Here is a 26,439-nt window from a genome sequence, read left to right on the forward strand (position 1 = left end):
CGTACCCAGATGGGGGCGATCTCGGTCGGCGCCGCCGCGGGTGTGTCGGCGGCGCTGAACGCCGGTGCCGCGTACGGCCGGGTCGAGAACAGCCTCAAGAACGACGGCTCGGTCGAACTCGACATCCACGCGACCACCTCGTACGGCGACATCGTCGCCCGCAGCCTCTGACGCTCAGGCCCCAGGCCGGGCGCACAATGCCGCCGCGTTCGGCCTGATCACAACCGCGCGTTGTCGGCGGTAGGTGGAGGGACGCCGCCGGGGTGTGGGGGCCGCCGACCGCCGTGTCGTCTAGACATTTATGTTGATCAATGATTTGCTCGGTGCACCCGCGACAGCGTTGTGCTCGGGTGGGCGGAGGTTGCCGCTGATGAAAATCGTGGTGCTGGTCAAACATGTGCCGTGCACGCTGCGCGGCATGACGTTCGGTGTGGATCACACGCTGGACCGCGCCGCCCGGCGTGGCCAGCTCAACGAGGCCGACGAGTACGCGGTCGACCAGGCGCTGCGGATCGCGCGACGGCGGCGTGACGTGCAGATCACCGCGGTGACCATGGGCCCGGCCGCGGCCGTCGGGGCGCTGCGCAAGGCGTTGATTCTCGGCGCAGACGACGCGGTCCACGTCCTTGACGACCGGCTGCATGGCAGCCACGCGCTCGCCACCGCGCGGGTTCTGGCCGCAGCCGTGGGCCGGCTCGGGTTCGACCTGGTGCTGTCCGGCTCGGCGTCGTCGGACTCCGGCATGTCCGCGGTGCCGGCCATGGTCGCGGAGCTGCTCGGGGTCCCGGTGCTTTGCTTCGCCGACACCCTGCGGGTCGGGGAGCACCGGGTCCAGATCGGGCGGGACGACGGCGCCGGCCTGCAGGTGTTCGCCGCCGCGCTGCCCGCCGTGGTCGCGGTCACCGAACGCTGCGGCGAGCCCCGGTGGCCCACGTTCACGGCCACCGCCGACGCCCACCACAAACTGATCCGGACCTGGACGCTGGCCGACCTCGGCGTCGCCGGGAACGACGCCACCACGACCGTCGTACGCGCCGTGACCGCGCAGCCAGGAGGCGCCACACCGGTCCTGCTCGCCGGCGACCCCACGGTCGCGGCCATTCGGGTGGCGGACTTCCTGGCGGTCCACCAATTCCTGTAGTCGCTGCGCACCCGTGAGGAGGCGTCATGGGATCGGTACTGGTGCTCGTGGACCGCGCGGCGACCGACGGTAGCGTGTGCGGCTCCACCTGCGCGCTGCTCACCCTCGCTCGCCGGCTCGGCTCGCCCACGGCGGTCCTGTGCGGTCCGGCCGACGCGGCCAGCGTCGCCCGGCTGGGCCGGTTCGGCGCGGACACCATCAAGACCATCACCAGCACCGACCTCGACGAGCATCCCGCCGCCGCCCGCGTCGAGCTGCTGTCCTACCTGGTACGCCGGACAGCGCCCGATGCCGTTCTGATCACCTCCCACCGGCTCGGCCGGGAGATTGCCGCCCGACTCACCGCTCGGCTGGGATCCGGTCTCATCAGTGACGCCATCGACCTGCGGATGGACGCCGACGGGCCGGTCGCCGTCCAGTCGGCGCTGCTGGGCGCGTACCGGGTGGAGTCCAGGGTGCCGTGCGGTACCCCGGTGTTCACCGTGCGCGCCGATGCCGTCCGGGCGGTGGCCGCGCCGGCGCGGCCCGACGTCCAGCGGCTCCATCTCGCCTTCTCGCCCGGTGTCCGCGCTGTGCGCCGGATCGCCCGGCGGCCGGTCGGTGGCGAACTGCGACCGGATTTGGCCACGGCGGCCATCGTCGTCGCCGGCGGTCGCGGGCTGGGCTCACAGCAGTCTTTCGGCCTGGTCGGCGCGCTCGCCGAGGCGCTGAGCGGGACCGCCGGTGGCTCGCACGCCGCGACCGAGCTGGGCTGGTGCGCACGGCGCGAACAGATCGATCAGCTGGGCACGATCGTCCATCCCCGCCTGTACCTGGCGCTCGGCATCTCCGGTTCGGTCCGTCATCGGGCCGCCATGCAGCACGCGGAGACGATCGTGGCGATAGACCGGAACCCGGCCGCCCCCATCTTCGACCTGGCCGACCTCGGTGTGGTCGGCGACGTGCACCAGGTGGTGCCCGAGTTGCTCGCCGAGATTCGCCGACGCAGGGCCGACCCGATGATCAGCCACAGCGAGGAGACGACGTGACGATGCGACTGGTGCTCGGGTTGACGCTGACCGCGGTCGCTTTCGCGCTGGCGGGGCGGCGGATCTTCACCCTGGTCCGGCTGGCCCGTACCGGGCAGCCGACCGAACCCGAGCGCACCAGGGAGCGGGGCGTCCGTCTGTGGGCGATCGTGACCGAGGTGCTCGGCCAGCGCAAGCTGCTGACGTGGAGCGTGCCCGGCCTCGCGCACTTCGCGGTGTTCTGGGGGTTCGTGATCCTCGGCGCGACCATCGTGGAGGGCTACGGCGCGCTGTTCGACCCGGACTTCCACCTGCCGTTCATCGGTACCCAGGCGTGGCTCGGCTTCCTCGAGGACTTCTTCATCGTGGCGGTGCTCGTCGGGCTCGTGGCCTTCGCGATGATCCGCCTTCGGCACCGGCCGCGGAGCGAAGGACGGCGGTCCCGGTTCTTCGGGTCCCACCTGGGCGCGGCGTGGCTCGTACTGTTCATGATCTTCAACGTGATGTGGACGTTGCTGCTCTACCGTGGCGCCCAGGTCAACACCGGCACCTTCCCGTTCCCCGACGGCGCGTTCGCCTCGGAGGCGGCCGGCCGGCTGCTGGAGCCGCTGGGACCCGACGTCAACCAGGTCCTCGAGACGGTCGGCCTGCTGGTCTCGCTCGGCGTCGTGCTGGCGTTCCTGGTCCTCGTCGTGCACTCCAAGCACCTGCACATCGGGCTCGCTCCGCTCAACGTGCTGTTCTCCCGCCGCCCGCGCGGGCTCGGGCCGCTGCTGCCGGTGTACTCGGCCGGCGTGCCGGTGGACTTCGAGGACCCGGACGAGGACGACAAGATCGGCCGCGGCGCGATCGAGGACTTCACCTGGAAGGGCATGCTCGACTTCGGCTCCTGCACCGAGTGCGGCCGGTGTCAGTCGCAGTGCCCGGCCTGGCACACCGACAAGCCGCTCAGCCCCAAACTGCTCATCATGAGCCTGCGCGACCACGCGCTGGCGAAGGCGCCGTACCTGCTCGCATCCTCCGACGCCGAGCGGGACAAGCTGCCCCGTGACGTCCTCGCGGAGGCGGCCCGGCCGCTGGTCGGGTCGGCGCAGGACGGCGGCGTCATCGACCCCGACGTGCTGTGGTCCTGCGTGACCTGCGGCGCTTGCGTCGAGCAGTGCCCCGTCGACATCGAGCACGTCGACCACATCGTCGACATACGGCGATACCAGGTGCTCATCGAGTCGCAGTTCCCGAAGGAGGCCAACGTCCTGCTGCGCAACCTCGAGCGGGCCGGAGACCCGTGGGGCCGCGGTGCCAATGCTCGTCTGGAGTGGACGGCGGGGCTGCCCTTCGAGGTGCGCGTCTTCGGTGCCGGCGGCGAGGAACGGCTCCCCGACGACGTCGAATACCTTTTCTGGGTGGGCTGCGCGGGTGCGCTGGACGAGAACGCCAAGCGCACCACTCGCGCTGTCGCGCAACTGCTGCACGAGGCCGGCGTCGAGTTCATGGTGCTCGGCGGCGGCGAGACGTGTACGGGCGACTCCGCCCGCCGTCTCGGTCAGGAACTGCTGTTCCAGGAGCTGGGACGGCAGAACGTGGAGACTCTCGATACCGTCGGTGCGCGCAAGATCGTGGTTACCTGCGCGCACTGCTTCAACACGATCGGTAACGAGTACCGCCAGCTCGGTGGCGACTACGAGGTGGTCCACCACACCCAGCTGCTTTCTCAGCTGGTGGCCGACGGCCGGCTGCGCCCGGCGCACCCCGTCGACACCGCGGTCACCTACCACGACCCCTGCTATCTCGGGCGGCACAACCGAGTCTTCACCCCGCCCCGTGAGGTGCTGGGCAGCGTGCCCGGACTGCGGTTCACCGAGATGGAACGCAGCCGCGAGACATCGTTCTGCTGCGGGGCCGGCGGCGCTCGGATGTGGATGGAGGAGCCGATCGGCACCCGTATCAACGAGACCCGCACCGACCAGGCGCTGGATACCGGGGCGAGCGTGGTCGCCGGCGCATGCCCGTTCTGCATCAGCATGCTGACCGACGGTGTCGCGACCCGCAAGCAGCAGGGCAGGGCGGCAGAGGAGGTCCGGGTCGCGGACGTGTCCGAGCTGCTGCTGCGATCCGTGCGCGGTGACGGCACGACACCCGGTACGCCGCAGTGACGTGGCGTCCGGAGGGCAGGCGGGCAGGCCGGCTCAGGCCGTAGCGGCGATCCCTCGTAGAGCTGCCGTCAAGGCGTTCGCCGTTGCGGTGCGCTGGCAGGAACCGCTGGCCGGCGGCGGGATGCTGCGATGGGTGCCCCGTCACAGTCGCCCGAGGGGGTGTCGGTGTGCCGGGACGCCGGTGGCAACGTACGGGGCAAGCGTGGCCGGGTCGGCCGGCCCTCGGTACCGGCGAGGCAACACCATGAGCTTGTCCTACGTCACTCACTGCGCGGCGATCGAGCGGGAGACGCACCGGATGGTGCGGGTCGTGTCCGGTGCCGACCCCACGACTGCGGTACCCACCTGCCCGGACTGGAACCTGGCCGCCCTGATGCGGCACACCGGAAGTCTCCAGCGCTGGTTCACGGTCCTGCTGCGTGATCGGGTGCGGGAGCGGCCTGCCCGTCCCACGGCCGTTCCGGACGTGCCGACCGATCCGTCGGCGTATCCCCGCTGGTTGACCGAGGGCGCCGCGGCGGCCGGCGCGGTGTTGCGGGTCACCGACCCGGACACGCCCATGTGGGCGTGGGGCCCTGACCAGCATGCGCGGTTCTGGGCCCGCCGGATGCTGTTCGAGACGCTGGTCCACCGGGCCGACGCGGAACTGGCCCTGAGCCTGCCCGTCGACATCGACCCGGTGCTCGCCGCCGACGGTGTCGACGAGTTCCTCACCAACCTGCCGTCCGCCGCGGCATTCGCGCCGCAGGTGGCAGGGCTGCGCGGCGCCGACGAGGTGATCCGTTTCGAGTGCGTCGATCTCGACCGGCAGTGGGCAGTGCGGCTGCGCCCCGACGGGTTCGGCCTGGACCCGGACGCTGCCTCTGCGCACGCGACGGTCCGGGCGGACGCCGCCGAGCTGCTGCTGTTCGTGTACGGCCGACGCGACAACACCGTCACCCGCAGCGGCGACGCGGCGCTGCTGTCTCGCTGGTCTGCGAACTCGCGGTTCTGACCGGTACCCGGGTCCGCGAAGGTCACGCGGCTGCCATCCGGGTTCTGCAGGGGGACGGAAACCCTCGCCGTCCGCTGTGTCGTCGGCTGGGTGGCCGTCGGGATGGGGGACCAGATGGCTCAGTAGCATTCCCGATCATGATCGAATTTCCGGTGATCACGGCAGGGTCGCGGGTCGCTCCCGAACATTTCCACGCCCGATGGTGTGACGTGTCGACGCATCCGGAGTGGGCACCCGGCATGGAATACATCCGGCTCGACGGGCCGGTGCGTCCCGGCGCCCGCGGGGTGATGAAGACCCGGGCAGGGCAAGAGACTCCGATGCTGGTCAGCGATGTCGTTCCCGGGGTGGCCTTCCAGGACACCGTCTTCCTCGACGGCGGTACCTTGACAGTCCGCCACGAGTCGCACCGTGACGGCACGGGCAGCCGGCTGGAACTGCGCGCCTGGATCGACGGGCCGCAGGCGGCGGAACTCGCGGCGAGAATGGCCGGCCTCGAGGAAGTGCTTGCTGCCGACCTGGCCGGCTTGATCGCCCTGGTCGAACGCGAACACTGAACCGACGAGGGTGGCTACGGCACGGTGGGTACCACCGGCCCGAGCGGCAGCCGCTCGCCGAGCGCAGTCTCGCTGCTGGAGCGGCATGCCCTGGAAGCGCTGCACGTGGAACTCGCCGTTGAACCGGTGATCCGGGACTTCACCGGCACGGCGCCAGCGGATAGGGTTCGCCGATGACCTCGTTCGCGGTGGTGGGCGCCGGGTGGCGGGCCGAGATGTTCTGGCGGATCGCGGACGGCCTGCCCGGCCTGCGGTGCGTCGGCGCGGTCGTGCGCAGCCCGCGGGAACTACCCGTGCCGGCCTTCACATCGCTGTCGGCCTGCGTGGCCGAGGCGGCGCCGGACTTCGTGGTGACCGCCGTGCCGTGGCCGGCCACCCCATCGGTGATCGTCGAGGCCGTCGAGCGCGGCCTGCCGGTTCTGGCCGAGACGCCGCCCGCGCCGGACGCCGCCGGGCTGCGCGCGCTGTGGGCCGCCGTCGGTGACTCCGGCCTGGTCCAGGTCGCCGAGCAGTACCTGCTGATGCCCTCGCACGCGGCCCGGGCCGCCGCGGTGCGCGCCGGGCTGATCGGCACCCCCACCCAGGTCCAGGTCTCCTCGACCCATCAGTACCACGCGGTCTCGCTGATCCGCGGCCTGCTCGGCGCCGGGCGCGGGCCGGTCCGGGTGCGGGCCACCCGCAGCACGGCGCCGCTGGTCGACCCGCTGACCCGGGACGGCTGGACCGAAGACCCCGACCCGAGGCCCGCCACCACCACGATCGCGACCCTCGACTTCGGCGACGGCCGCTCCGGGGTGTACGACTTCACCGACAACCAGTGGCACAACCACCTGCGCTTCCGGCGGCTGCTGGTGCGCGGCAGCCACGGCGAGTTGCGCGACGACGAGCTGATCCGGCTCAGCCAGCCGCGCACCCTGATCCGGTCCGCGCTGGTACGCCGTCAGACCGGCTACGACCTGGACCTCGACGGCTTCGACACGGACACCATCACCCTCGACGGCGAGGTGCTCTACCGCAACCCGTACCCGGGGCGCCGGTGGAGCGACGAGGAGATCGCCATCGCGACGCTGCTGGACGCCACGGCGGCCTGGGTGCGCGGCAGCGCCCCGGCGCCGTACCCGCTGTCGGACGGGGCTCAGGACCACCTCGTCGCGCTGGCCATCGAGGAGGCCGCCGACACCGATCGCACGGTCACCACCGCGGTGGAGGCTTGGGGATAGCCGGCCTGGGCTCACGACCGGTGAAGGCCGCGCGCTCTCCGATCTATTGAGCCTTTCCACCCTGCATGGCGGTTGGTGTCCAGGCGTCGCCATCTGGATCGATGCTGGTTGCGGTGGTTCCGGATGAGTTCGGCGAGTACGAGATCAGGTGGCCAGACCGAGCATTTCGTACGTCTGCGGGTGACGAAGGCCCGTCAGCGATCGTGGTGGAGCCGGAGAGTGGCGAGCGCGGCGACAGAGCAGACCACCATGGTGACGCCCATGGCGGTGGCGGTCACCTGGCCGGAAACGGTCATGGCGGAGGCGGCGAGGCTGCCGACCAGGAACTGCAGCAGGCCCTGCAGCGACGAGGCGGCGCCGGCGGCCGAGCCGTGCCCGGCCAGAGCCAGCGAGGTGGCGTTGGCCAGCACGATGCCGAGCATGGAGACGAGCAGGAACAGGCAGACCAGCAACAGCGCCAGGGGAAGGTGGAGCAGGGCGCAGGCCAGCACCCCGGCCGAGCCGAGGACGGCCACCGACAGGCTGACGCGCAGCAGGGCGTGCTCGTCGGCGACCCGGCCCACGAGCACGCCGCCGATCTGCCCGAAGACGACGATGCCGATACCGTTGAGGCCGAAGACGAGGCTGAACTGCTGCGCGGAGAGTCCATAGGCGTCCTGCAGGACGAACGAGGATCCGCTGATGTACGCGAAGACGGCCGCGAACATCAGCGCGGCGGCGAGGACGTGGCGCAGGTAGTACCGGTCGGTGCCGAGCGTGCGGAACGACCGCAGGATCGCGCGCGGGTGGGCCGGTGTCCGGCGCTCGTCCGGCAACGACTCGGGCAGCGTGAAGGCCACCGCGACCAGCAGGATCGCCCCGATCGCGCCGAGGACCAGGAACACGGCCCGCCAGGTGGTGAACGTCAGAAGCTGGCCGCCGAGGACCGGCGCGATGATCGGCGCCATCCCGTTGACGACCATCAGGGTGGAGAAGAAGCGGGTCATGGCGGTGCCCTGGTACAGGTCGCGCACGATGGCCCGGGCCAGGACGGTGCCCGCCGCGGCACCCAGCGCCTGCAGGATCCGCCCGGCGAGCAGCCAGCCGACGCTCGGTGCGAGCGCGCACCACAGGGAGCCGGTCACGTACAGCGCCATCCCCGCCAGCAGGGGGCGGCGCCGGCCCCAGGTGTCCGACAGCGGTCCGACGATCACCTGGCCGACGGCCAGTCCGACGACGAAGACCGTCAGCGTGAGCTGGACGAGCAGCGCGCTGGTGCGCAGCTCGTGGGCCATGCCGGGCATCGCGGGCAGGTACATGTCGATGGTCAGCGCGCCGAACGCGCTCAGCGAGCCCAGCACCAGGGCCAGCCACGCCCGACGCCCGGGCCGGGCCGGAGCCGTCACTTCGCGGTCCTGAGTTATGCGCACATAATTATGCTGCCATAATCCACTAGCATGGCGCCATGCCCCGTGAAGAAGCCGACGCCGCCCTGGCGGACCTGGCCGATCTGATCCTCAACGTCGGCCGGCTGGTGCGCGCCCGGACTCCCGACGAGAGCCCGGGCGTGGTGCCGTTGACCGAGACCGAGCGGCAGGTCATGCGGGTCGTCGACCTCCACCCGGGCGCCGCGCCCAGCGAGATCGCCCGGCGAACCCGGCTGCAGCGCACCAACGTCAGTGCGGCGCTGCGGAGTCTGGAGAGCAAGGGGATGGTCTCGCGGGCCGCCACCGTGGGTCGCGGCGTCGCCGTGCATCCGACCGAGCTCGCCGCGTCCAACCTGCGGGTGCTGCGCGCCGCCTGGGCGCGGGAACTCGCCGGCGGCCTCGGCGACGACCTCGACGCGGTCCGGCAGTGCACCGGACTGCTCAGCCGGTTGGAACGGCAGCTCACCGCTGACGAGCCCTGACGGGCCCTGACCTGCCGGGGGATCGGCCGGCTACCCGGAATGGCCGTGGGCGGAGGCGTACCGCGGTAGCGCCGGGGCCTGGGTCCGGTAGCGCCGTTCGAGGGCGGACGCCGCACGTAGCAGCGGCAGCCGGGCGGCGGCGTTGCGCAGCGCGATCCCGGCCGGTGTCCTGGGCGCCATGAGCTTCAGGTTCGGACCGATCCGCTGCCGATCGCCGACGAGTTCGCGGTGGCCCTCGTGGTAGCGCGAAAAGGCGGTGCGGTGGTCACCGCGGGCGGCCGCCAGCTCTCCGGCGAGCCGGTACGCGCCCACGAGCGCCAGTTCGGCGCCCGCTCCGGAGACCGGGGAGGCGCACCAGGCGGCGTCCCCGACCAGCGTCACGCGCCCGGCCGACCACGAGTCCAGGTGGACCTGACTGAGGGCGTCGAAGTAGAAGTCCGGATCGTCCACGGCGGTGGCGAGCAACTGCGGGACGCGCCAGCCGGTCTCGCGCGCGAACGCCTCGCGGACGATCCGCTTGTGCGCGTCGAGGTCGCGGTGGTCGTAGGTGATCGGCGTGGACCGGAACACGAAGTAGGCCTTGGCCTGCGCGTGGTTTCCGGAGCGGTAGAGGCCCGCCATCCGGCCGGGCCGGTTGAACATGCTGACCCAGCGGTCCTCACCCAGCGCCGCGTCGGCATCGGCGAACGCGAAGTAGTGGTCGCGGTGCCGGACGAAGTCCGATTCCGGCCCGAACGCCAGCCGCCGGACCGTGGAGTGCAGGCCGTCGGCGCCGACGACCAGGTCGAAGCGGCGGTCGGGCCCGTGCTCGAACGAGACCGTCACGCCGTCGTCGTCCTGGGTCAGGCCCCGGACGGCGTCGCCGAAGACGTACTCGACGCCGTCGCCCGCCCGGTGCAGGAGGGCGACGAGGTCGCCGCGCATGATCTCGATCTCGCCGGCGCCGGTGATGTCGATCCGGGCGACGGTGTTGTCGCGTGCGTCGACGAACCTCATCCCCTGGACGTCGGCGGCGGCGGCGCGGATCCGCGGCAGGATGCCCATCCGGTCGACCACCTCGACGGCGTTCTCCCGGACGTCCACGCCGTTGCCGCCGGGGCGTGGGGCGCGGGCGCGTTCGACGACGGTGGGCCGGAAGCCGTACCGCGCGAGCCAGTGCGCGGTGGTGAGGCCGGCGATGCTGGCTCCGGCGATGAGGATCCGCTCGTTCATCGGCGCACCATCTTCCCGTACGATAAATGGAATAGCTGTTCCAGTTGACTATGTGGAAGGAGCGTTCCAGATGTCAAGCGCGCCCGTGGGTGGACGCAGGGCGGACGCGGTACGCAACCGGCACCTGGCCCTCGAGGCGGCCACCGCGTTGGTGAGCGAATCGACGGCGACCTTGACGGTCGAGGCGATCGCCAAGCGGGCCGGTCTCGGTGCGGGCACCGTCGTGCGGGCCTTCGGCAGCAAGGACGCCCTGCTCGACGCCGCGGTCTCGGATCTGTTGCGACCCGTCGTCGACCGGGCGAGGGAGCTGCTCGCGCGGGCCGAACCCGACCGGGCGCTGCGTACCTTCCTGGCCGAGCTGATGGACTTCCAGTCGGCCCACCACGGCATCAGCAACGAGCTTCGAGGACTGGCCGTGCCCACGACCACCGAGCTGCGCGCGGAGCTGGAGCAGGCGGTACGAGCGATGATCGCCGGCGCGCAGCGGACCGGGACGATCCGCACCGACCTGGCCCCGGACATCCTGGCCGACCTCATCGGGCAGACAGCGTTCGCGATCGCACGACTCGGCACCGGCCTCGCCGACGCCTACCTCACCGTCCTGATGGACGGCCTACGCCCACCCACGAGCGCAAATGCGGAACCGACGGTCAGCCCGGCCTGACAACCTCGGCTGGGCCCGCTGTCGCCCGATCCGCGGTCGCGCCGAACCATCGCTCGGCCGAGCGCTCGAACCCCGCACCGTCCCCATCGTCCGCGGCTGCCCAGGCGACGACGCCGTCCGGGCGGACCAGCACGGCCCGCAGCCCGAGGTCGTCGCGGGCCGGACCGGCGACATATCGGATCCGGTCCGGCCAGCGGCCCGCCGCCGCACGCAACGGCCGGTCGGCGTCGAAGTCCAGCACCACACCGAGTCCCCGCTGCAGCAGCTCACCGAGCGCGGTGCCGTCGACGAGCCGCAACTCCGGAGCGTTCCGGCCGATCAGCGGCCGGTCGGAGCCCAGGTCGTAGCGCAGCGACGTCCCGGACAGCCGGTCGTACACATAGGTTGTCGCGTCCCGGGTCTCGAGCAGTTCACGGAGCAACCCCTGCAGGGCGGGGGCGTGCGCGCCCGGCCGCATGACCGCCACCTGGGCCCGGGACCAGTCGAGGACCCGCGCGCCGACCGGATGCCGCTCGGCGGTGTAGGTGTCCAGCAACCCCGCCGGCGCGTGCCCCCGAACGGTCGCCGCCAGTTTCCAGCCCAGGTTCATCGCGTCGCCGATCCCGAGGTTGAGCCCCTGCCCGCCGAGCGGCGAGTGGATGTGCGCGGCGTCGCCGGCCAGCAGCACCCGTCCCCGCCGGTAGCTGGTCGTCTGTTTGGCCCGGTCGGTGAAGCTCGACGCGAGCCGCACCCCGGTCAGCGTCACGTCGGTCCCGGAGATCCGCCGCAGCACCGCCTGCAGATGCTCGCGGGCCGGCGGCCGCGACCGGTCGTACGCTCCGCCGTCGAAGTCCATCATCCCGAGATGCCCCGGCGTCCGCATCCGCAGGTACATCCCGTGCGGTGTCAGATTGAACCCGGGCCGCAGCTTCTCCAGGTCGGCGACGTCGGCGAGCGCGACATAGCCGGTGAGCTGCGGTTCGGTGCCGACGAAGGCGAAGCCCGCGAGCCGCCGCACCGTGCTGCGCCCGCCGTCGCAGCCGACCAGCCAGCGCGCCCGGTACTCGTCCTCGCCGGCCCGCGCCGTCGCACCCTCGTCGTCCTGCGCGATCGCGGTGACCGGCACACCGCGCCGGATCTCCACACCGAGCTTCACGGCCCGCTCGGCGAGCACCGTCTCGACGGCGTCGAGGCTGGTCATCATGCCTTCCATGGCCGGGCTCGGCAGCCGGAACGGCAACGCGCCGTCGTCGATCGCGGCGGGATCGAGCATCATGCCGGCGAAATGGCCCGCGGCCCTCGGCGACGGACCCCGCACGTCCGAGGCCGCCAGCAGAGCGGGCAGCATGCCACGCCGGTAGAACGCCTCGACCGACCCGGCGGACAGCCCTCGCATGCCGAGCGGCATCACCCGCGACGGGCTGTGCGGCTCCGCCTGGCGTTCCAGCACCAGCACCGAGCACCCGGCCAGGCCGAGCTCACCCGCGAGGAACAGCCCGACCGGCCCGGCGCCCGCGATCATCACGTCGTACATCTCAAAGCTCCTTTGTGAACAGCGACAGGTCGATGGAGTCGGCGAGCGCGCGATAACCCGCGTCGCTGCCGTGCACGTCACCCGCGTGGAAGCCGTCGAGGACCCGGCTGGGGTCCGCCGGATCGCGCCACACAGCGTCGAAGTCCAGCACCGCGTCGAAGGCCCCACCGGTCCGGATCCAGGCGTTGACCGCCTGCCGCACGCTCTCCCCGGAGACCGAGAAGATCTCATCCCTTCCGTACGGGGTGAGCGTCGCGCCGTACACCCTGATTCCGCGCTCCCGAGCCCGGGCGATCAGCTGCCGGTACCCGCCGATGAGGTCGTCCGCCGTGACCGGCTCCCCGGGAAACATCCTCAGGAAATCGGTCAGCGGACCGTCCGGGTCCCGCGGCGCGTAGGAGATGCCGAGGTCACCGAGCCCGATCGCCACCACCAGATGACCCAGCCCCGGAGTGGCCAGCACATCCCGGTCGAACCGGGCCAGTGCCGCGTCCCCGTGCCCCTCGTTCAACAGCCGGTTACCGCTGATGCCCTGGTTCACCACGCAGATCCCGGCGAGCCGCTCGGCCAGCCGATCCGGCCAGCTGTGGTCGGCGTCCGGCGCGGAGCCGATCCCGTCGGCGATGGAGTCGCCGAGCACCACCACGACCTGCGTCGGCCTGTCCGGGAGCACCTCCACCGCCGAGATCAGGGCCCGCACCGGCAGCGGCGTGGCGTTCTGCGGGAGCGTCCGGGCGTCGACGGCGTTGCCCGGGATCATCCAGCTCGCCTCGACCGGCCTGCCGTGACCCGTGCAGACCTCCACCCGGCCCGGCAGGTAGAGGCTGATCGTCAGCCGGGCCAGATCGGGCACCGGCAGGTCCACCGGATCGCTGAGCAGCGGCGCGCCGACCGGCACGGTCACCGACTCGCGGCCCGCGAAGGTCAGCACCCGGTCGCCGGCCCGGGCCGCGCCGATGGTGAGCGGCGTCGTGCCGTACTCGTTGGTGAAGCGGACCCGCACCCGGCTGCCGCCGCCGCTGACCCGCACCACCTGGCGCAGCGTCGCGTCGGCGAACGGATCCAGCGCGGCGACCGCCGCGCCGGGCGCCTGCGGTGCGGCGCCCCAGGTCCGGACCCAGCCATGGTCCGTGGTCTCCGTCATCGATACCTCCCTGGTTCGTGTGCCGGGAAGACTGTTCCGGCCCGCTCACACGGCGCTGGCACGGCGCTGGTTTGCGATGATCGCGGGATGGACCGGCTTCGAATCGCGGCGCTGGGGACCCTCCGGGTCTCTCGCGACGAGACGGATCTGACCGTTGCCGGCTCACGACTGAGAGCGCTTCTGATCCGCCTGGCGCTGGCCGGCGGTCACCCCGTCGCACCGCCCGTCCTGGCCGGCGCGATCTGGTCCGGGGAGTCTCCCGCCGACCCCGCCCACGCGCTGCAGGCTCTCGTCTCCCGCCTGCGCCGCGCGCTCGGCGAACCCGGCGACGTCGTCCAGGTGGCCGGCGGCTACCGGCTCGCCGTGGACCCGGCCGACGTGGACGTACTGCGCTTCGAACAGCTGGCCGCCGCCGGTCGCAGCCGGCTGCACGCCGGTGATCCGCGGGCCGCCGCGGCCGCGCTCACCGAGGCCGTGGCGCTCTGGGGCGACCAGCCCGGTCTCGAACCGGCTCCGGTCGCCGCGGCGGCACCCGCCGTTGCGACCCGCCTCGCACGCCTTTCGGCCGAGGTGGTCGCCGACCTCGCCGAGGCGAAGGCGCTCACCGACCGCGTCGAGGCCGAGACGACGCCGGCCCGCGCCGAGGTGGCCGTTCCCGGTCGCCTGCCGGCGCCGTCGACCAGCTTCGTCGGCCGCGTCGGCGACCTGGCCCGGATCGGCCTGCTGCTCGACGCCGGCCGCCTGGTCACGGTGGTCGGGCCCGGCGGCGCCGGCAAGACGCGGCTCGCCGTCGAGGCCGCTCGCCGGCGCCGCCACGACTACCGGGACGGGGCCTGGCTGGTAGACCTCGCCTCGATCACCGAGCCGGCCAAGGTCGGCGCGGCGGTGCTGGCCGGGATCGGGCTGCGCGGCGCGACGATGTTCGAGGCGCGCGGGCGGGCGCCGGGCGACGAGCCGGCGGTGCTGGCCGAGCGGCTCGCCGGGCGGGAGATCCTGCTGTTGCTGGACAATTGCGAGCACCTGATCGACGCGGCGGCACGGCTGGTCGAGGGGCTGCTGATCCGGTGTCCCGGGGTGCGGGTGCTGGCCACCAGCCGCGAGCCGCTCGCGATCGGCGGGGAGGCGCTGGTGCCGCTCGGCCCGCTCACCCTGCCCGGCCCCGACGACGGGGTCACCGAGGCACGGCGGGCGGCGGCGGTGCGGTTGTTCGTCGAGCGCGCCGCGGCCGTACGTCCGAAATTTGTTCTTGATCGAAAGACGCTGCCCGACGTGCTCCGGGTGGTCCGGGGGCTCGACGGGATGCCGCTCGCGCTGGAGCTGGCCGCGGCCCGGCTGCGCGCACTGTCGCCGCGCGAGCTGGCTGACCGGCTGACCGATCGGCTGGGCCTGCTCAGCGGGGACGACGCCTCGCCCGCGCGGCATCGCACGCTGCGCGCGGTGATCGGGTGGAGCTGGGAACTGCTGGGCGAGCCGGAACGTACCGTCGCGGAACGTGTCGCGATGCTGCCCGGCGGCGTGACGGCGGCCTCGGCCACCGCGATCTGTGCCGGCACCGCGGTGCCGCCGGCTGAGGTTCCCGAGGTGCTGGCCGGGCTCGTCGATCGGTCGCTGCTGCAGCTGGTGCCCGATTCTGATCGCTACCGGATGCTGGAGACGATCCGCGACTACGGCATCGCCCAGCTGGCCGATCCCGGTGTCGTCCGGGACCTGGCCGCCGGCTACTTCGAGGCGCTGGCCGGCCGGCACGACTCGCGGTTGCGCGGACCCGGCCAGCTCACGGCCCTGCGACTCGTCACCGCCGAGTACGACAACGTGCTTGCCGCCCTGCGCCGGCGGTGCGACATCGGCGACGCCGGCGCGGCGGTCCGTCTCGCGCTGCGGCTCGCCTGGTACTGGCAGCTGGTCGGCCGCGAGGCGGACGCGGTCTACTGGCTGGGCGAGGCGCTCGCGGCGCCGGGCGGCGAGCCGACGGCCGACCGTGCCTGCGCCGAGGCGATCCACCTGCTGAGCCGGGCCGTGGCGGGGACCGCCGACCGATCGCGGATGCGGGAACTGGCCGATCGACTGTCCGCGGAGACGGAGCTGCCGGGCCATCACCGGGCGCTCGGGCCGGTCCTGCTGATGTTCCTGGACGAGGACGCGGCGGCGCTCGCCGGATTCGCGGAGCTCGCCGCCGGCGATGACCTCTGGCTGGCCGGGCTCGCCCGGCTGTTCCGGGCTCAGCTCGCCGAGAACGCCGGTGAGCTCGAGCAGGTGCGCACCGATGTGGAGGCGGCGCTTGCCGGTTTCCGGCGGGCCGGCGACCGCTGGGGACAGGCCGCGGCGCTGCCGCTGCGCGCCCAGCTGCGGCAGTACGCCGGCGACCTGGACGGGGCGCTGACCGATCTGCGGGAGGCCCGGGCACTGGCCGCGGAGTTCGGGTCGCTCGGCCTCGCCGACCAGGTGCACAGCGACCTGCGGTGGATCGATCTGCACCTGCGGCGCGGGGAGGCCGGGACGGCCGAGGCGATGCTCGACGCGGCACGGGAACGGGCGGTGCGGGCGGCCTCCGCGGAGATGCTGGTGCTGCTCGACACGCGGGAGGCCGAGTTCCGGCTGCGGCTGGGTGACCCGGTCCGGGCCCGGCGGCTGCTCGACGACGCCGAGCGCGGACTGCCCGGCGCGACCGGGCTCTCGAGCAACCACGCCCGGACGCTGATCGGCTGTGTGCGGGCCGCGCTGTGCCTGGAACGGGCCGATGCGGCCGGCGCGGAACAGGCGTTGCGGACCGCGTACGCGGCCGGGACGGCAGCCCGGGACCTGCCGATTCTCGGGGTGGTGGCGGTTCACTCGGCGGCGCTCGCGCAGCTGCGCGAGCGGCATCGCGAGGCCGCCGTTCTGCTCGGCGTCGCCTCGCGGCTGCGCGGCGCGCACGATCACAGCGATCCGCTCGGCAACCGGATCGACCGCCGGGCACGGGCCGCTCTGGGGGACGACGGCTTCGGTACGGCGTACGCGGAAGGCTGGAACCTCGACCCGAGAACCGCCGCGGCCGCCGCTGATCCCGACCGCGGTGACCGAATCTGATCGAATCCGACCAGGTCACCGGGTAGGTCGGGTGCTCGCATCCTTGTGAGCCGGACCCACCCGCACTGAAGGATCGGTCCACTGCTCGAGCTCGGTGAAAGCGGTGACGAACCGTGGCAGCACCGGCTGGAACACGGCCGGAGCGAGGGCAACCAGCCCATCGGTGTGGGCCCCGCCCGGCACACGGTGCTCGCGGTGCAGGGCGGTCCGGCCGGCCTTCGCGATCAGGCGGTCATAGGTGTCCGCATAGCGCGACGGCGGGGTCAGCGCGTCGAGGGTTCCCTGCACGCTGACGAGGGGCCGGCGCAGGTGGCCCGACAGGCTGAGGCGGGCGACGGCCGCCCGGACCGACGCCGGCCGGGACGCCAGATCGTAGGCCGCCTCGTCGCCGTCGTAGGACGGGTCGAGCTCGGCACGAATCTGATGCTGGAGCGGTGCCCACAGATTGGTGTAGCTGAAGCCCCAGGCCGGTTCCGAACCGGCGGGATATCCCGCGGCCAGCAGTGCGCCGTGCCCGGCCGTATCGCCGTTCGCGTACGCGGGGTAGGCGCGCAGTGCGGGCGGCAGGGTGGTGAGCAGGTTCGTCCCAGGGGTGAAGATCAGAGCGTTCCAGTCGATGCCGCCGGTATAGAGCTCTGGATGGTGCTCGAGCTGCCACCGCACCAGGTAACCACCCGCGGACAGTCCAGCCGCGTAGGTCCGGGCCGGCGTGCGTCCGTAGTGGCGTGCGGTCACGATGCGAGCGGCACGCGTCAGTTGGGTGAGGCGCCGGTGCCACTCGAGGATCGCGTCACCCGGGCGTGCCCCGTCGGACGCCACGTCCGGGCCGGTGTTGCCTTTGTCGGTCGCGGCGTAGGCGTATCCGCTGGCGAGCACCGGGTCCGAGATGATCGGATCGTTGGCGTACTGCTCGCGTGTGCCGGGTGGGCCCGCGACGACCAGCCCACCGTTCCAGCGATCCGGTAACCGCAGCACGAACTGGGCGTCGTGATTCCAGCCGTGGTTGGTATTGGTGCGCGAGGTGTCGGGAAAGAAGCCGTCGACCTGGACTCCCGGTATCCCGGACGGAGGGACCGCGCTGGGCGTCACCAACCCGGCCCAGTCGGCCGGGTCGGTGAACCCGGCCGGGGTGGTGCCGGTCGTGGTCAGATCGGCGAGGCAGGCGGTGACAGCCCGCTCGGCGCCGGGCACCGTCACCCCGGGACAGCCCTTCTCCACAGTGGTGGCGGCGACCGGGACCGCTCGCCCTGGTGGGATCCTGACGCAGCGAACACGACAGCCGACACGGTCGCCGCCAGCGCGGCGGCGAGGAGTCGTGCGGGACCGGCACGCAATCGCATGATGTGGCCTTTCTTGTTCCGGTATCGGGCTTGTCCCGGCATCGGGCGTACCGATGTCCGGACTGCGCCGTCAGACCGTCGACAGGACGCCCCAAACGCTAGGAACCGCTGGTCATGCCGAGTAAGTGCGCCGCGACACCGTCCACATCCGCCGTTCGGCACATGCCCTTCGGCACTGCTGCCGCGGGTGACAGCTCGCCTAGGCTGGTCGACGACACCGGAGGAGGCCGAATGTCGCACCCTGTTCCCTGGGTGCCGCCAATCCTGTACGGCGTGGTCCTCGTCGGCGGCCTCTACTACGCGTCGATCAGTCACGCGCCGATCCACCGCATCGCCGCGTTCGCCGCGCTCCTGATCATCCTGATCGGGCTGGACTCTGCCGCCGGCCGCCCGCGGGCTGCCCGGATCCGGCTGCCGTGGCCGTCCGGGCCCACCCTTTTCGCGGCTCGGATCGTGCTGCTGGGCGCCGTGGCGGCGGTCGACGTCTCCGGCTTGGCCCGGATCCTGTTCGTCCTGGTGCCCTTCCTCGGCCTCTTCGTGTTCGGGATCCGCGCGGCGGTCGCGCTCGGCGTGGGATGCGTGCTGGTCCTGGCGTCGGTGTTCACCGTGTCGGTCCCGTCCTGGTGGTACCGCGAGGACTACATCACTGATCTGCTGATGTTCACCCTCGGCATCGCGCTGGCGACGAGCATGGCGGCGGTGGCCCTCCAGGAGCGGCAGGCGCGGGAGCGGGTCGCGGACCTGTCGGCGGAGCGGGAGCGGAACCGGATGGCCCGGGAGATCCACGACAGCCTCGGACACCACCTGACCGCTGTCGGCGTGCAGCTGGAGACGGCCGAGGCGTTCGCGGGGATCGACGCCGAGAGGTCCGCCCGGGCAGTCGCCGGCGCCCGCTGGTCGGCGACGCAGGCGCTGGAGGAGGTCCGTACGTCGATACGGGCCCTGGGCGAGGGGCCCACCGATGTCGGTGGGGCGCTGGCCGATCTCGTCCAGCGGCTGGACGGCGGAGGCCGCAAGGTCACCCTGACGGTCACCGGGGTGGAACGCCGGCCGATGCTCGTGTTGTACCGAGTAGCGCAGGAGGGCCTGGCCAACGCCCTCCGGCACTCGGAGGCGACCGAGATCGAACTGGTTGTCACCTACGACGAACGGGGCGCTCGGCTGCGACTCAGCGACAACGGCCACGGCTTCGCGGACACGGCCGAAGCCGGCAAGCCGGCCGTGACCGCGGTCGGCACCACGACCGGGGACGGTGTCTCAAGCGGGTTCGGGCTGCGTGGCTTGCGGGAGCGGGTGCGTCTGGCGGACGGCACCTTCGAGATCGCCACCTCCCGAACCGGAACAGTGCTGGAGGTGGTAATCCCATGGTGAGTACGGTGAGTGTGCTTGTCGTGGACGACCAGGATCTCGTCCGCGACGGGATCGCCGCGCTGCTCAGCCTGCAGCAGGGCGTTGAGGTGGTGGGAACCGCGAGCGACGGCTCGGCGGCGGTCGAGATGGCGCTGCGAGTCCGGCCCGATGTCGTTCTCATGGACGTGCGGATGCCCGTGATGGACGGTGTCGCCGCCGCGGCGGCCCTCCGCCGGTCGCTGCCCGAGACCCGTGTACTGATGTTGACCACCTTCGACGACGACGAGTACGTGAACCGGGCGCTGAGAGCTGGCGCTGCCGGCTACCTGCTGAAGAACCTGCCCGCCGCGGAACTGGCCGCTGCGATCCGCCTGGTCAACGCCGGCGTCGCGCAGTTGGATGCGTCCGTCGCCGGTCGTCTTGCCGCCGGGTTGACCGATCCCGAACCGCTCACGCCGCGCGAGACCGACGTGCTGCGCCAGGTTGCCGCTGGAGCGACCAACAGGGAGATCGCCGCCCGCCTCTACCTCAGCGAGGGGACGGTCAAGAACCACATCTCCCGCATCCTCACCCGGCTCGGCCTGCGCGACCGCACTCAGGCCGCCCTCTACGCGAGAGACAATGGCCTGCTCTGAGCGGGGTTCAGGTAGACCGATGCGGTGTACTGCCTGATCAGGGTCGGTCCGGGTCGATGGCGTGCAGGATGCGACGGCCGATCCGGTCCAGTTGTCGTTGCTGGGCCTTGGTCAGTGAGTCGAAGACCAGGCGTCGCACCTCGGCGACGTGCCCCGGAGCGGTGGCGACGAGTTTGCCGAGACCGCTGTCGGTGAGGGCGGTCAGGGTGGTCCGGCCGTCCTCCGGGTCCGGGTGGCGTTCGACCCAGCCGCGTTTCTCCAGGCGGGAGACGACCTGGGAGAGCCGGGACAGCGAACCGTCGGCCATCGTCGCGAGGGCGCTCATCCGCAGCGTGTGGCCGGGCGCGGCGGAGAGGCAGGCGAGGACCTGGTACTCGAAGTGGGTCAGCCCGGCGCCGCGCTGCAGTTGTGCGCCGAGCGCCGCCGGGAGCCGGGTGAGCAGCAGGACGAGCGTGAACCAGGTTTGTTGCTGGTCGGCCTCCAGCCATCGCTCGTCTCCCACGTCATGATCATAACTTCACTTCAGGTCTTAAGTAATTCTTAGCCGGGAAAGCTTGAGGCTTGAAGTTACGGCGGCTTAGTTTCACTTCAAGGTTGAAGCGATTGAGAGGGGCTCCAGATGGCCGCCACCGCACTGCCCGCCACCCGCGTGACCTGGAAAGCGACCCTGACCGCGCTCGGCATCGCCGTGGCCGGTGCCCTGGTGGTCAACACGGTGATCGCGCTGGTGGCCCGCGCGCTCGGGGCGCCGAGCGAGTTCATGCAGCTCACCCTGCCGGTCTACGGACCGCTGACGGTGATCGGGACGCTGATCTCGGCGATCGTCTGGCGCGAGGTGGTCAACCGTAGCGCCGACGCCGGCCGGGTGCTGCGCGTGCTGGTGCCGCTCGTCCTGGTCCTGTCGCTCATCCCGGACGTCATGCTGCTGGTCTCCAAGTCGCAGCCGGGCACCACCACGGGCGGCGTGATCGCGCTGATGCTGATGCACTTCGGCGTGGCCGCGGCGGCCGTCCCGGCCTACCGGAAGCTGATGCCGCCGCGCGGCTGAGGTACCGCGAACGCGTAGGTGAGTCGAATCGGGTGGAGGGTAGGGCGGCGGCCGCCGATTCCGGGGGTGTCGGCGGCTCTGAACGCCGGTGCCGGTTACGGCCGGGTCGAGAACAGCCTCAAGAGCGACGGCTCGGTCGAACTCGACATCCACGCGACCACCTCGTACGGCGACATCATCGCCCGCAGCCTCTGACGCTCGACCCGGACAGGCAGTGGGCGCGGATCGGCGTTCCGGACCATCGGAACGCCGATCGCCGCGACTCATTCGCTCAGGGGATGGCGTCCGAGGTCTTGGACGGTCCGGGCGAAGGCTCGGATGAGATCGTTCTCCGACTCGCTGTGCCATAAGATCGCGTACGGCAGCGGGGTGATGTCCCGGATGGGCCGGTAGACGATGTCCGGACGGGCCGAGTACCGGATCATATGGGCCGGATAGGGCGTGACGAGCTCTCCCGTACTGATCAGGGTGAGGACCTCTTCGTTGTTGCTGACGGTGCGGCTGCGCTCGATTCTGCGGCCGCGCGGGCTGTAGGGCGGAATGTAGGCGTCGAACCAGTAGTCCGGTGCGTTCACACCGCCGGGAAGCTGAAAGTCGCCGGCCATCTCCAGGGTGACCGAGGTATGACGGGCGAGTTCGTGCTCCGCGGCCACGGCGAGCACCCGGGGCTCGGCGATCAGGACCGGCCCCACGGTGAGGTCGGGCTCCTCGACGGGAAGCCAGCCGACCAGAACGTCGATGTCACCGCGGCGAAGCCCGGCGAACGGGTCGGTGAAGGGCGCGTGCTGGATCCGCAGCTTCCACTGCGGGTGCCGGGTGCGGAACGTCTCCCAGTAGGCCCGATAGTCGTGGGCGTTGATCGGCAGCATGCCGACGCGCAGGACGCCCGTGATGCCCTGAGCGGCCAGGCGGGCGCGTTCCATCGTCTTCTGCAGACCGGCGTACACCGGCTGAAGGTCGTCGCGCAGCTGCTGGCCGAATGGGGTCAATTGGGTCTGGCGGCGATTGGACCGGTCGAACAATGGGGCGCCGAGAAGCCGCTCCTGCCGGCTGATCGCCTGGCTGACCCGGGCCTGGGACACGTGCAGCCGAGCGGCGGTACGGCCGAAGTGCAGCTCCTCGGCCAAGGTGAGGAACAATTCGATGTCCCGCAGCTCCACCCGCACCCCTCACCCGGTTCGATCCCGAAACGCTACCAAGGCGACAGCGCCGCAGACCGCCCCTGTCGAGGCGCTCAGACCTTAGCCCACAGTGGATGGACCCGCGGGCTCAGATCAATCGGAATCGTTCGCGAGTTCGACCGAGCGGTATGCCGGTGGCCCTGGCGGTGGCGAGTGCGGTCGGCCCTATCCGAAACCCGGTACGCCGCTTGCCGCGTACATCCTCGATGGCGGCCGGCCGAGTGGCGGAGTTTGAGACCGAGGCAGCGGTCCGGTGGGCGAAACAGATTCGCAGAATGGTGGATTCTCGCCGGGCACCGCTGAGACTCCCGGGGTGAGGCCCTGCTGTCCTGACCGCTGACCGGGGCCGCGAGGATCCGACTCTTGGGCCGGGATATCGCTCGTTCGGGTGGCGGGTCGCGGTTCGGTCGGTCGGTACGGTGGTTCGGGCGGTCCACAGTGGGATGCGGCTGGTCGGGGAGGGGATGGCTCGTGCCGGTGGTGGAGGCTTCGGTGGTCGCCGGGATGGTGATCGCTTGGGCGGTGCGCAAGGCGCGGCGGGCCGCGGGCCGGATGGACGAGACGGTGGACGCGGCGATCGACGCGGGCGCGGATCGGTTGCACGAGGTGGTGCTGGCCCGGTTGGGTGAGCCGGTGCAGGAGGATCTGGCGGCGGAGGCTGCCAGCGAGTCGGGGCAGGTCAGTGAGTTGACTCGGCAGCAGGTCGAGCTGGCGGTGACCGCGGCCGCGCGCCGGGACGAGAAGTTCGCCGTGATGGTGGCGGAGTTGGTGGCACAGGTGCGGGCGACGCAGCACCCGGCGGGTACACAGGTGCTGGCCGGGCCGGGATCGACGGTCTTCACCGGGGCGGCGAGCGCGACCGCGCATGATCACGGGACCGCGTTCGCGCAGGTCAGCACGGTCAACATCGGCCAGGTCGGGCCGGGTGACGGGGCGGGCCCTCAGATGCCGGGTCGGCCCGGCCACTGACCGGACCCGGTGACGGCGGCACCCTTGACGGGCGGCCGCGGTGGCGGGCTGCGGCGGCCGGCGGGCCGGCCGTGGTCGGGTATGGCGAGCACGGCGGGATCGGGGTCGGTACGGCCGGGGTCGTGAATGTGTTTCTGTCCGGGGCGGGGCCGTCGGCGGCGGCGCGGTCGGCCTATCTGGCGCAGGTACGCCGGATCGCCCCACCCGAGTTGCAGGACCGAGACCCGGAGTTGGCCGAGCTGGCCCGGTTCTGTCTGGACGACCATCGGGGCCCGTATGTGTGGTGGCAGGCGGGGCCGTGGGCGGGTAAGTCGGCGCTGCTGTCGACCTTCGTGCTGAACCCGCCCGCGCAGGTCCGGGAGCGGGTGCGGGTGGTGGTGTTCTTCATCACCGCCCGGCTGGCCGGTTCCGACACCCGGGCGGCGTTCACGGCGGCGGTGACCGAGCAACTGGTGGCGTTGACCGGCGAGAAGCCGCCCCCGGTGGTCGATGAGGGGTCGCGGGAGAGGTGGATGCTGGACCTGCTGACGCGGGCGGCCGCGACCTGCCTGCGGCGGGAGACGCGGCTGGTGTTGCTGGTGGACGGCCTGGACGAGGACCGCAGCACCACCGGCGGCGACGGCGCGCACAGCATCGCCGGGCTGCTGCCCGCGAACCCGCCGGCCGGGATGCGGATCGTCGTGGCCGGCCGGCCGGACCCGCCGATCCCCGACGACGTGCCGCACTGGCATCCGCTGCGGGATCCGGGCATCGTGCGCCGGCTCACGGCGTCCCCGTACGCACAGAATCTGCAACATCTCGGCAGGGACGAACTCAGACGTCTCCTCAACGGCACCCGCGTCGAGCAGGACCTACTCGGTCTGCTGACCGCGGCCCGTGGGGGCCTGTCCGGTGCGGATCTGCGGGAGTTGACCGAAGCCGATCCGCTCGACATCGAGGACGTGCTGCACACCGTGGCCGGGCGTACCTTCACCCGCCGCGCCGCGCACTGGGATCCGGTCGCCGGACCGGAGGTGTATCTGCTCGGCCATGAGGAACTGCAGCAGACCGCCGCCGGCTACCTCGGCGAGTCCCGGCTCGCCGCCTATCGTGCCCGCCTGCACGCCTGGGCCGACAACTACCGCACCCCCGGCGACACGCGTCCGGCCTGGCCGGCCGGTACCCCGGAATACCTGATGCGCGGCTACCCACGCGTGCTCGCCGACACCCGGGATCTGCCCCGGCTGGTCGACCTGGCCACCGACTCGGTCCGGCACGACCGGATGTTCGACCTCTCCGGCGGAGACACCACCGCCATCAACGAGATCATCCTTGCCCAGAACCTCGTGCTCGCCGAACCCGAACCCGACCTCGAAGTCATGGCGCTGCTCTCGATCCGCCGCAACAGCCTGGCCGACCGCAACACCAAGATCCCCACCGATCTGCCCGCCGTGTGGGCGCAACTCGGCCATCCCGCCCGCGCCGACGCGTTCGCCCGGTCCATCCCCGGCCCGGACCAGCAGGCGGAGGCGCTGGCCGCGGTGGTGCCGGCGGTAGCCGCTGCCGGCGACCCCGACCACGCCGAAGCCCTCGCCCGTTCCATCCCCGACCAGTCCCGGCAGGCCGCGGCGTTGACCATGCTGGTCAAGGCGGCGGCCGCGGCCGGCGACCACGGCCGGGCCTGGCGGCTCGCCGCCGACGCCGAGCAGATCGCCCGGTCCATCCCCGTCTGGTACCACCAGGCCACCGCCTTGACCATGCTGGTCAAGGCGGTGGCCGTGGCCGGCGACCCCGATCGGGCCGAGCAGATCGCCCGGTCCGGCCCCGACCCGTACCAGCGGGTCGAAGTGCTGACCGCGCTGGCCGTCTCCGGCGACCACGACCGGGCACGACGGCTGGCCGCCGACGCGGAGCAGATCGCCCGGTCCATTGCCGACTCCTACTGGCGGGACCAGGCGTTGAGCGAGGTGGCCCCGGTGCTGGCCGCGGCCGGTGACCGCGATCGCGCTGAGCGGATCGCCCGCGCTCTCACCGATACGGGTATGCGGGAGTCGGCACTGACCGAGGTGGCCCGGGAGATGGCCGCCGCTGGTGAACACGACCGGGCCGAGCGTGTCGCCCGCTCCATCACCGACCGGATCCAGCAGGTGCTGGCACTGGCCGATGTGGTCCGGGAGGTGGCCGCGGCCGGTGACCACGGCCGCGCTGAGCAGATCGCTCGCTCCATCCCCGACCCGTACCTTCCGGGGCGGGCGCAAGCGCTGGCCGATGTGGTCCGGGAGATGGCCGTGGCCGGTGATCACGATCGTGCTGAGCAGATCGCCCGCTCCGTCCCCGACCCGTACTGGCAGGTCCAAGCGCTGGTCATGGTGATCGGTGCGGTGGCCGGGACCGGTGACGACGACCGGGTCCGACGGCTGGCCGCCGACGCGGAGCAGATCGCCTGGTCCGTCTCCGACCCGAAGGAGCAGAGGCAGGCACTGATCGTCGTGCTCCGGAAGGTGGCGGCGGTCGGCGACCACGATCGCGCCGAGCAGATCGCCCGTGGTCTCACCGAGCCGTACCAGCAGGCCGAGGCGTTGACCGTGGTGGCCCGAGCGGCGGCCACGGCCGGCGACCACGATCGGGGACGGAGGCTGGCCGCCGACGCCGGACGGATCGCACGGTCCGTCGCTGACCCGTACCGGCAGACCGAGGCGTTGATCGCGGTGGTCCGAGCGGTGGCCGTGACCGGTGATCACGCTCGCGCTGAGCAGATCGCCCGCGGACTCACCGACCCGAACCGGCAGGCCAGGGCGCTGGCCGTCGTCGCCGGGGAAGTGGCCGGGACTGGTGACTACGATCGCGCCGAGCAGGCCGGCCTGGTCCACAACGCCCTTCCGATCAGCCCGCTCGAGGCGTTGCTCGCGAATATCGAGGCGGTGGCCGGGGCCGGCGAGCATGACCGGGCCGAGCAGATCGCCCGCGCCACCACCGACCCGCACGATCAGGCCAGGGCGTTGGCCACACTGGCCGGCGCCTTGGCGGTGGCCGGCGAGCATGACCGGGCCGAGCAGACCGCCCTCTCCATCACCGACCCGTACGAGCAGGGGAAGGCGCTGACCGCGCTGGCGCGGGTCGTCGGTCCGCCGGGCGCGTATCGATTGTTGGGCGAGGCGTTCGCGGCAGGTCCGTGGTGGATACCGTTGCCGGTGGTGGCGCGGATCGCGCCGGACGTGGTGATCAGCGTTGCGGATGTGGCGACCGAAGACGCGATCTTGCCTGCCGCGTAGCCGGCGCCGCATGCTCGTTCGATGAACGGCCCGGCCGCTTGCTCGTCGTGGCGGCCTACCGGGCCTGGCCGCCCAGGAATCGTTCGGCGACTATCCTGAGCGGCCC

The 26,439-nt window shown here is 72.0% G+C and carries 22 protein-coding genes; 15 read left to right on the plus strand and 7 right to left on the minus strand.

All coding sequences use genetic code 11. The annotated features are described in order from the left end of the window. Window positions 1-370: 370 nt before the first annotated feature. The 6 genes from CHC09_RS15060 (at window position 371) to CHC09_RS15085 (ending at window position 7,072) form a co-directional block, all read left to right on the plus strand. Entirely contained in the window at window positions 371-1,141 is a 771-nt protein-coding gene (locus CHC09_RS15060) for an electron transfer flavoprotein subunit beta/FixA family protein (RefSeq protein ID WP_179277104.1), read from the plus strand. Between the two features lie 26 nt (window positions 1,142-1,167). Beyond that, complete coding sequence (locus CHC09_RS15065) at window positions 1,168-2,169, plus strand: electron transfer flavoprotein subunit alpha/FixB family protein (RefSeq protein WP_089293730.1); 1,002 nt, start codon at window positions 1,168-1,170, stop codon at window positions 2,167-2,169. A gap of 2 nt (window positions 2,170-2,171) precedes the next feature. Beyond that, window positions 2,172-4,301, plus strand: a complete 2,130-nt coding sequence (locus CHC09_RS15070) for a (Fe-S)-binding protein (protein ID WP_203833103.1) — start codon at window positions 2,172-2,174, stop codon at window positions 4,299-4,301. A 244-nt stretch (window positions 4,302-4,545) separates the two neighbouring features. After that, a complete protein-coding gene (locus tag CHC09_RS15075) occupies window positions 4,546-5,295 on the plus strand; it encodes a maleylpyruvate isomerase family mycothiol-dependent enzyme (RefSeq protein WP_089293732.1) in 750 nt (249 codons plus the stop codon). A gap of 137 nt (window positions 5,296-5,432) precedes the next feature. Beyond that, entirely contained in the window at window positions 5,433-5,852 is a 420-nt protein-coding gene (locus tag CHC09_RS15080; RefSeq protein ID WP_143232338.1) for an SRPBCC family protein, read from the plus strand. A 173-nt stretch (window positions 5,853-6,025) separates the two neighbouring features. After that, window positions 6,026-7,072 carry a Gfo/Idh/MocA family protein gene (locus CHC09_RS15085; RefSeq protein ID WP_089293734.1) on the plus strand — a complete coding sequence of 349 codons (1,047 nt, stop codon included), beginning with the start codon at window positions 6,026-6,028 and terminating at the stop codon, window positions 7,070-7,072. A 194-nt stretch (window positions 7,073-7,266) separates the two neighbouring features. On the opposite strand, the gene CHC09_RS15090 is transcribed toward CHC09_RS15085, so the two are convergent. After that, window positions 7,267-8,481 (minus strand): multidrug effflux MFS transporter, encoded by a 1,215-nt coding sequence (locus CHC09_RS15090; RefSeq protein WP_239138217.1) that lies wholly within the window; start codon window positions 8,479-8,481, stop codon window positions 7,267-7,269. Between the two features lie 35 nt (window positions 8,482-8,516). On the opposite strand from CHC09_RS15090, the gene CHC09_RS15095 reads away from it, so the two are divergent. After that, window positions 8,517-8,960: a MarR family winged helix-turn-helix transcriptional regulator gene (locus CHC09_RS15095; RefSeq protein WP_089293736.1), complete on the plus strand. Its 444-nt coding sequence runs from the start codon at window positions 8,517-8,519 to the stop codon at window positions 8,958-8,960. Between the two features lie 30 nt (window positions 8,961-8,990). Here CHC09_RS15095 and CHC09_RS15100 read toward each other — a convergent pair whose 3' ends face one another. Then, window positions 8,991-10,172, minus strand: coding sequence for an FAD-dependent monooxygenase (locus CHC09_RS15100; protein WP_089293737.1), 1,182 nt, complete (start codon window positions 10,170-10,172; stop codon window positions 8,991-8,993). A 70-nt stretch (window positions 10,173-10,242) separates the two neighbouring features. Between CHC09_RS15100 and CHC09_RS45155 the strand changes: the two genes are divergently transcribed. Then, window positions 10,243-10,836 carry a TetR/AcrR family transcriptional regulator gene (locus CHC09_RS45155; protein ID WP_179277105.1) on the plus strand — a complete coding sequence of 198 codons (594 nt, stop codon included), beginning with the start codon at window positions 10,243-10,245 and terminating at the stop codon, window positions 10,834-10,836. Here CHC09_RS45155 and CHC09_RS15110 read toward each other — a convergent pair. Further along, window positions 10,823-12,349 carry an FAD-dependent oxidoreductase gene (locus CHC09_RS15110; RefSeq protein ID WP_089293739.1) on the minus strand — a complete coding sequence of 509 codons (1,527 nt, stop codon included), beginning with the start codon at window positions 12,347-12,349 and terminating at the stop codon, window positions 10,823-10,825. The two genes, CHC09_RS45155 and CHC09_RS15110, sit on opposite strands and share 14 nt — an antisense overlap. Before the next feature lies 1 nt (window position 12,350). Further along, window positions 12,351-13,493, minus strand: a complete 1,143-nt coding sequence (locus tag CHC09_RS15115; RefSeq protein WP_089293740.1) for an SGNH/GDSL hydrolase family protein — start codon at window positions 13,491-13,493, stop codon at window positions 12,351-12,353. 87 nt (window positions 13,494-13,580) lie between these two features. Between CHC09_RS15115 and CHC09_RS15120 the strand changes: the two genes are divergently transcribed. Next, window positions 13,581-16,559, plus strand: a complete 2,979-nt coding sequence (locus CHC09_RS15120) for an ATP-binding protein (protein ID WP_089293741.1) — start codon at window positions 13,581-13,583, stop codon at window positions 16,557-16,559. 15 nt (window positions 16,560-16,574) lie between these two features. Here CHC09_RS15120 and CHC09_RS15125 read toward each other — a convergent pair whose 3' ends face one another. Continuing rightward, complete coding sequence (locus CHC09_RS15125) at window positions 16,575-17,756, minus strand: tannase/feruloyl esterase family alpha/beta hydrolase (RefSeq protein WP_239138218.1); 1,182 nt, start codon at window positions 17,754-17,756, stop codon at window positions 16,575-16,577. Window positions 17,757-18,130: 374 nt separating this feature from the next. On the opposite strand from CHC09_RS15125, the gene CHC09_RS15130 reads away from it, so the two are divergent. Then, the gene (locus CHC09_RS15130; protein ID WP_179277106.1) at window positions 18,131-19,270 is read left to right on the plus strand and encodes a sensor histidine kinase; all 1,140 of its coding nucleotides are present in this window, start codon (window positions 18,131-18,133) and stop codon (window positions 19,268-19,270) included. Beyond that, complete coding sequence (locus CHC09_RS15135; RefSeq protein ID WP_089293744.1) at window positions 19,264-19,884, plus strand: response regulator; 621 nt, start codon at window positions 19,264-19,266, stop codon at window positions 19,882-19,884. The genes CHC09_RS15130 and CHC09_RS15135 overlap by 7 nt, the downstream gene beginning before the upstream one ends. Before the next feature lie 37 nt (window positions 19,885-19,921). Here CHC09_RS15135 and CHC09_RS15140 read toward each other — a convergent pair whose 3' ends face one another. After that, window positions 19,922-20,386 carry a MarR family winged helix-turn-helix transcriptional regulator gene (locus CHC09_RS15140; protein WP_089293745.1) on the minus strand — a complete coding sequence of 155 codons (465 nt, stop codon included), beginning with the start codon at window positions 20,384-20,386 and terminating at the stop codon, window positions 19,922-19,924. 117 nt (window positions 20,387-20,503) lie between these two features. Between CHC09_RS15140 and CHC09_RS15145 the strand changes: the two genes are divergently transcribed. Together CHC09_RS15145 and CHC09_RS48415 are read left to right on the plus strand one after the other, a co-directional pair. Then, window positions 20,504-20,932: a DUF6069 family protein gene (locus tag CHC09_RS15145; RefSeq protein WP_089293746.1), complete on the plus strand. Its 429-nt coding sequence runs from the start codon at window positions 20,504-20,506 to the stop codon at window positions 20,930-20,932. 66 nt (window positions 20,933-20,998) lie between these two features. After that, a complete protein-coding gene (locus CHC09_RS48415; RefSeq protein ID WP_275407861.1) occupies window positions 20,999-21,127 on the plus strand; it encodes a hypothetical protein in 129 nt (42 codons plus the stop codon). A 68-nt stretch (window positions 21,128-21,195) separates the two neighbouring features. Here CHC09_RS48415 and CHC09_RS15155 read toward each other — a convergent pair whose 3' ends face one another. After that, complete coding sequence (locus CHC09_RS15155) at window positions 21,196-22,092, minus strand: LysR family transcriptional regulator (RefSeq protein WP_089294172.1); 897 nt, start codon at window positions 22,090-22,092, stop codon at window positions 21,196-21,198. A gap of 492 nt (window positions 22,093-22,584) precedes the next feature. Between CHC09_RS15155 and CHC09_RS15160 the strand changes: the two genes are divergently transcribed. Further along, complete coding sequence (locus CHC09_RS15160) at window positions 22,585-23,082, plus strand: chromosome partitioning protein (protein WP_179277107.1); 498 nt, start codon at window positions 22,585-22,587, stop codon at window positions 23,080-23,082. A gap of 122 nt (window positions 23,083-23,204) precedes the next feature. After that, a complete protein-coding gene (locus CHC09_RS15165; protein ID WP_143232340.1) occupies window positions 23,205-26,333 on the plus strand; it encodes a P-loop domain-containing protein in 3,129 nt (1,042 codons plus the stop codon). The last annotated feature ends 106 nt before the right edge of the window (window positions 26,334-26,439 follow it).

This window comes from Actinoplanes regularis, assembly GCF_900188005.1.
Taxonomy (GTDB): Bacteria; Actinomycetota; Actinomycetes; order Mycobacteriales; family Micromonosporaceae; genus Actinoplanes; species Actinoplanes regularis.

Coding starts and splice junctions, on each gene's coding strand:
- CHC09_RS15135 (WP_089293744.1), top strand. CDS start 19,264: ATGGTGAGTACGGTGAGTGTGCTTGTCGTGGACGACCAGGATCTCGTC.
- CHC09_RS15130 (WP_179277106.1), top strand. CDS start 18,131: ATGTCGCACCCTGTTCCCTGGGTGCCGCCAATCCTGTACGGCGTGGTC.
- CHC09_RS15110 (WP_089293739.1), bottom strand. CDS start 12,349: ATGTACGACGTGATGATCGCGGGCGCCGGGCCGGTCGGGCTGTTCCTC.
- CHC09_RS15095 (WP_089293736.1), top strand. CDS start 8,517: ATGCCCCGTGAAGAAGCCGACGCCGCCCTGGCGGACCTGGCCGATCTG.
- CHC09_RS15065 (WP_089293730.1), top strand. CDS start 1,168: ATGGGATCGGTACTGGTGCTCGTGGACCGCGCGGCGACCGACGGTAGC.
- CHC09_RS45155 (WP_179277105.1), top strand. CDS start 10,243: ATGTCAAGCGCGCCCGTGGGTGGACGCAGGGCGGACGCGGTACGCAAC.
- CHC09_RS15080 (WP_143232338.1), top strand. CDS start 5,433: ATGATCGAATTTCCGGTGATCACGGCAGGGTCGCGGGTCGCTCCCGAA.
- CHC09_RS15120 (WP_089293741.1), top strand. CDS start 13,581: ATGGACCGGCTTCGAATCGCGGCGCTGGGGACCCTCCGGGTCTCTCGC.
- CHC09_RS15070 (WP_203833103.1), top strand. CDS start 2,172: ATGCGACTGGTGCTCGGGTTGACGCTGACCGCGGTCGCTTTCGCGCTG.
- CHC09_RS15115 (WP_089293740.1), bottom strand. CDS start 13,493: ATGACGGAGACCACGGACCATGGCTGGGTCCGGACCTGGGGCGCCGCA.
- CHC09_RS15075 (WP_089293732.1), top strand. CDS start 4,546: ATGAGCTTGTCCTACGTCACTCACTGCGCGGCGATCGAGCGGGAGACG.
- CHC09_RS15060 (WP_179277104.1), top strand. CDS start 371: ATGAAAATCGTGGTGCTGGTCAAACATGTGCCGTGCACGCTGCGCGGC.
- CHC09_RS15145 (WP_089293746.1), top strand. CDS start 20,504: ATGGCCGCCACCGCACTGCCCGCCACCCGCGTGACCTGGAAAGCGACC.
- CHC09_RS15100 (WP_089293737.1), bottom strand. CDS start 10,172: ATGAACGAGCGGATCCTCATCGCCGGAGCCAGCATCGCCGGCCTCACC.
- CHC09_RS15085 (WP_089293734.1), top strand. CDS start 6,026: ATGACCTCGTTCGCGGTGGTGGGCGCCGGGTGGCGGGCCGAGATGTTC.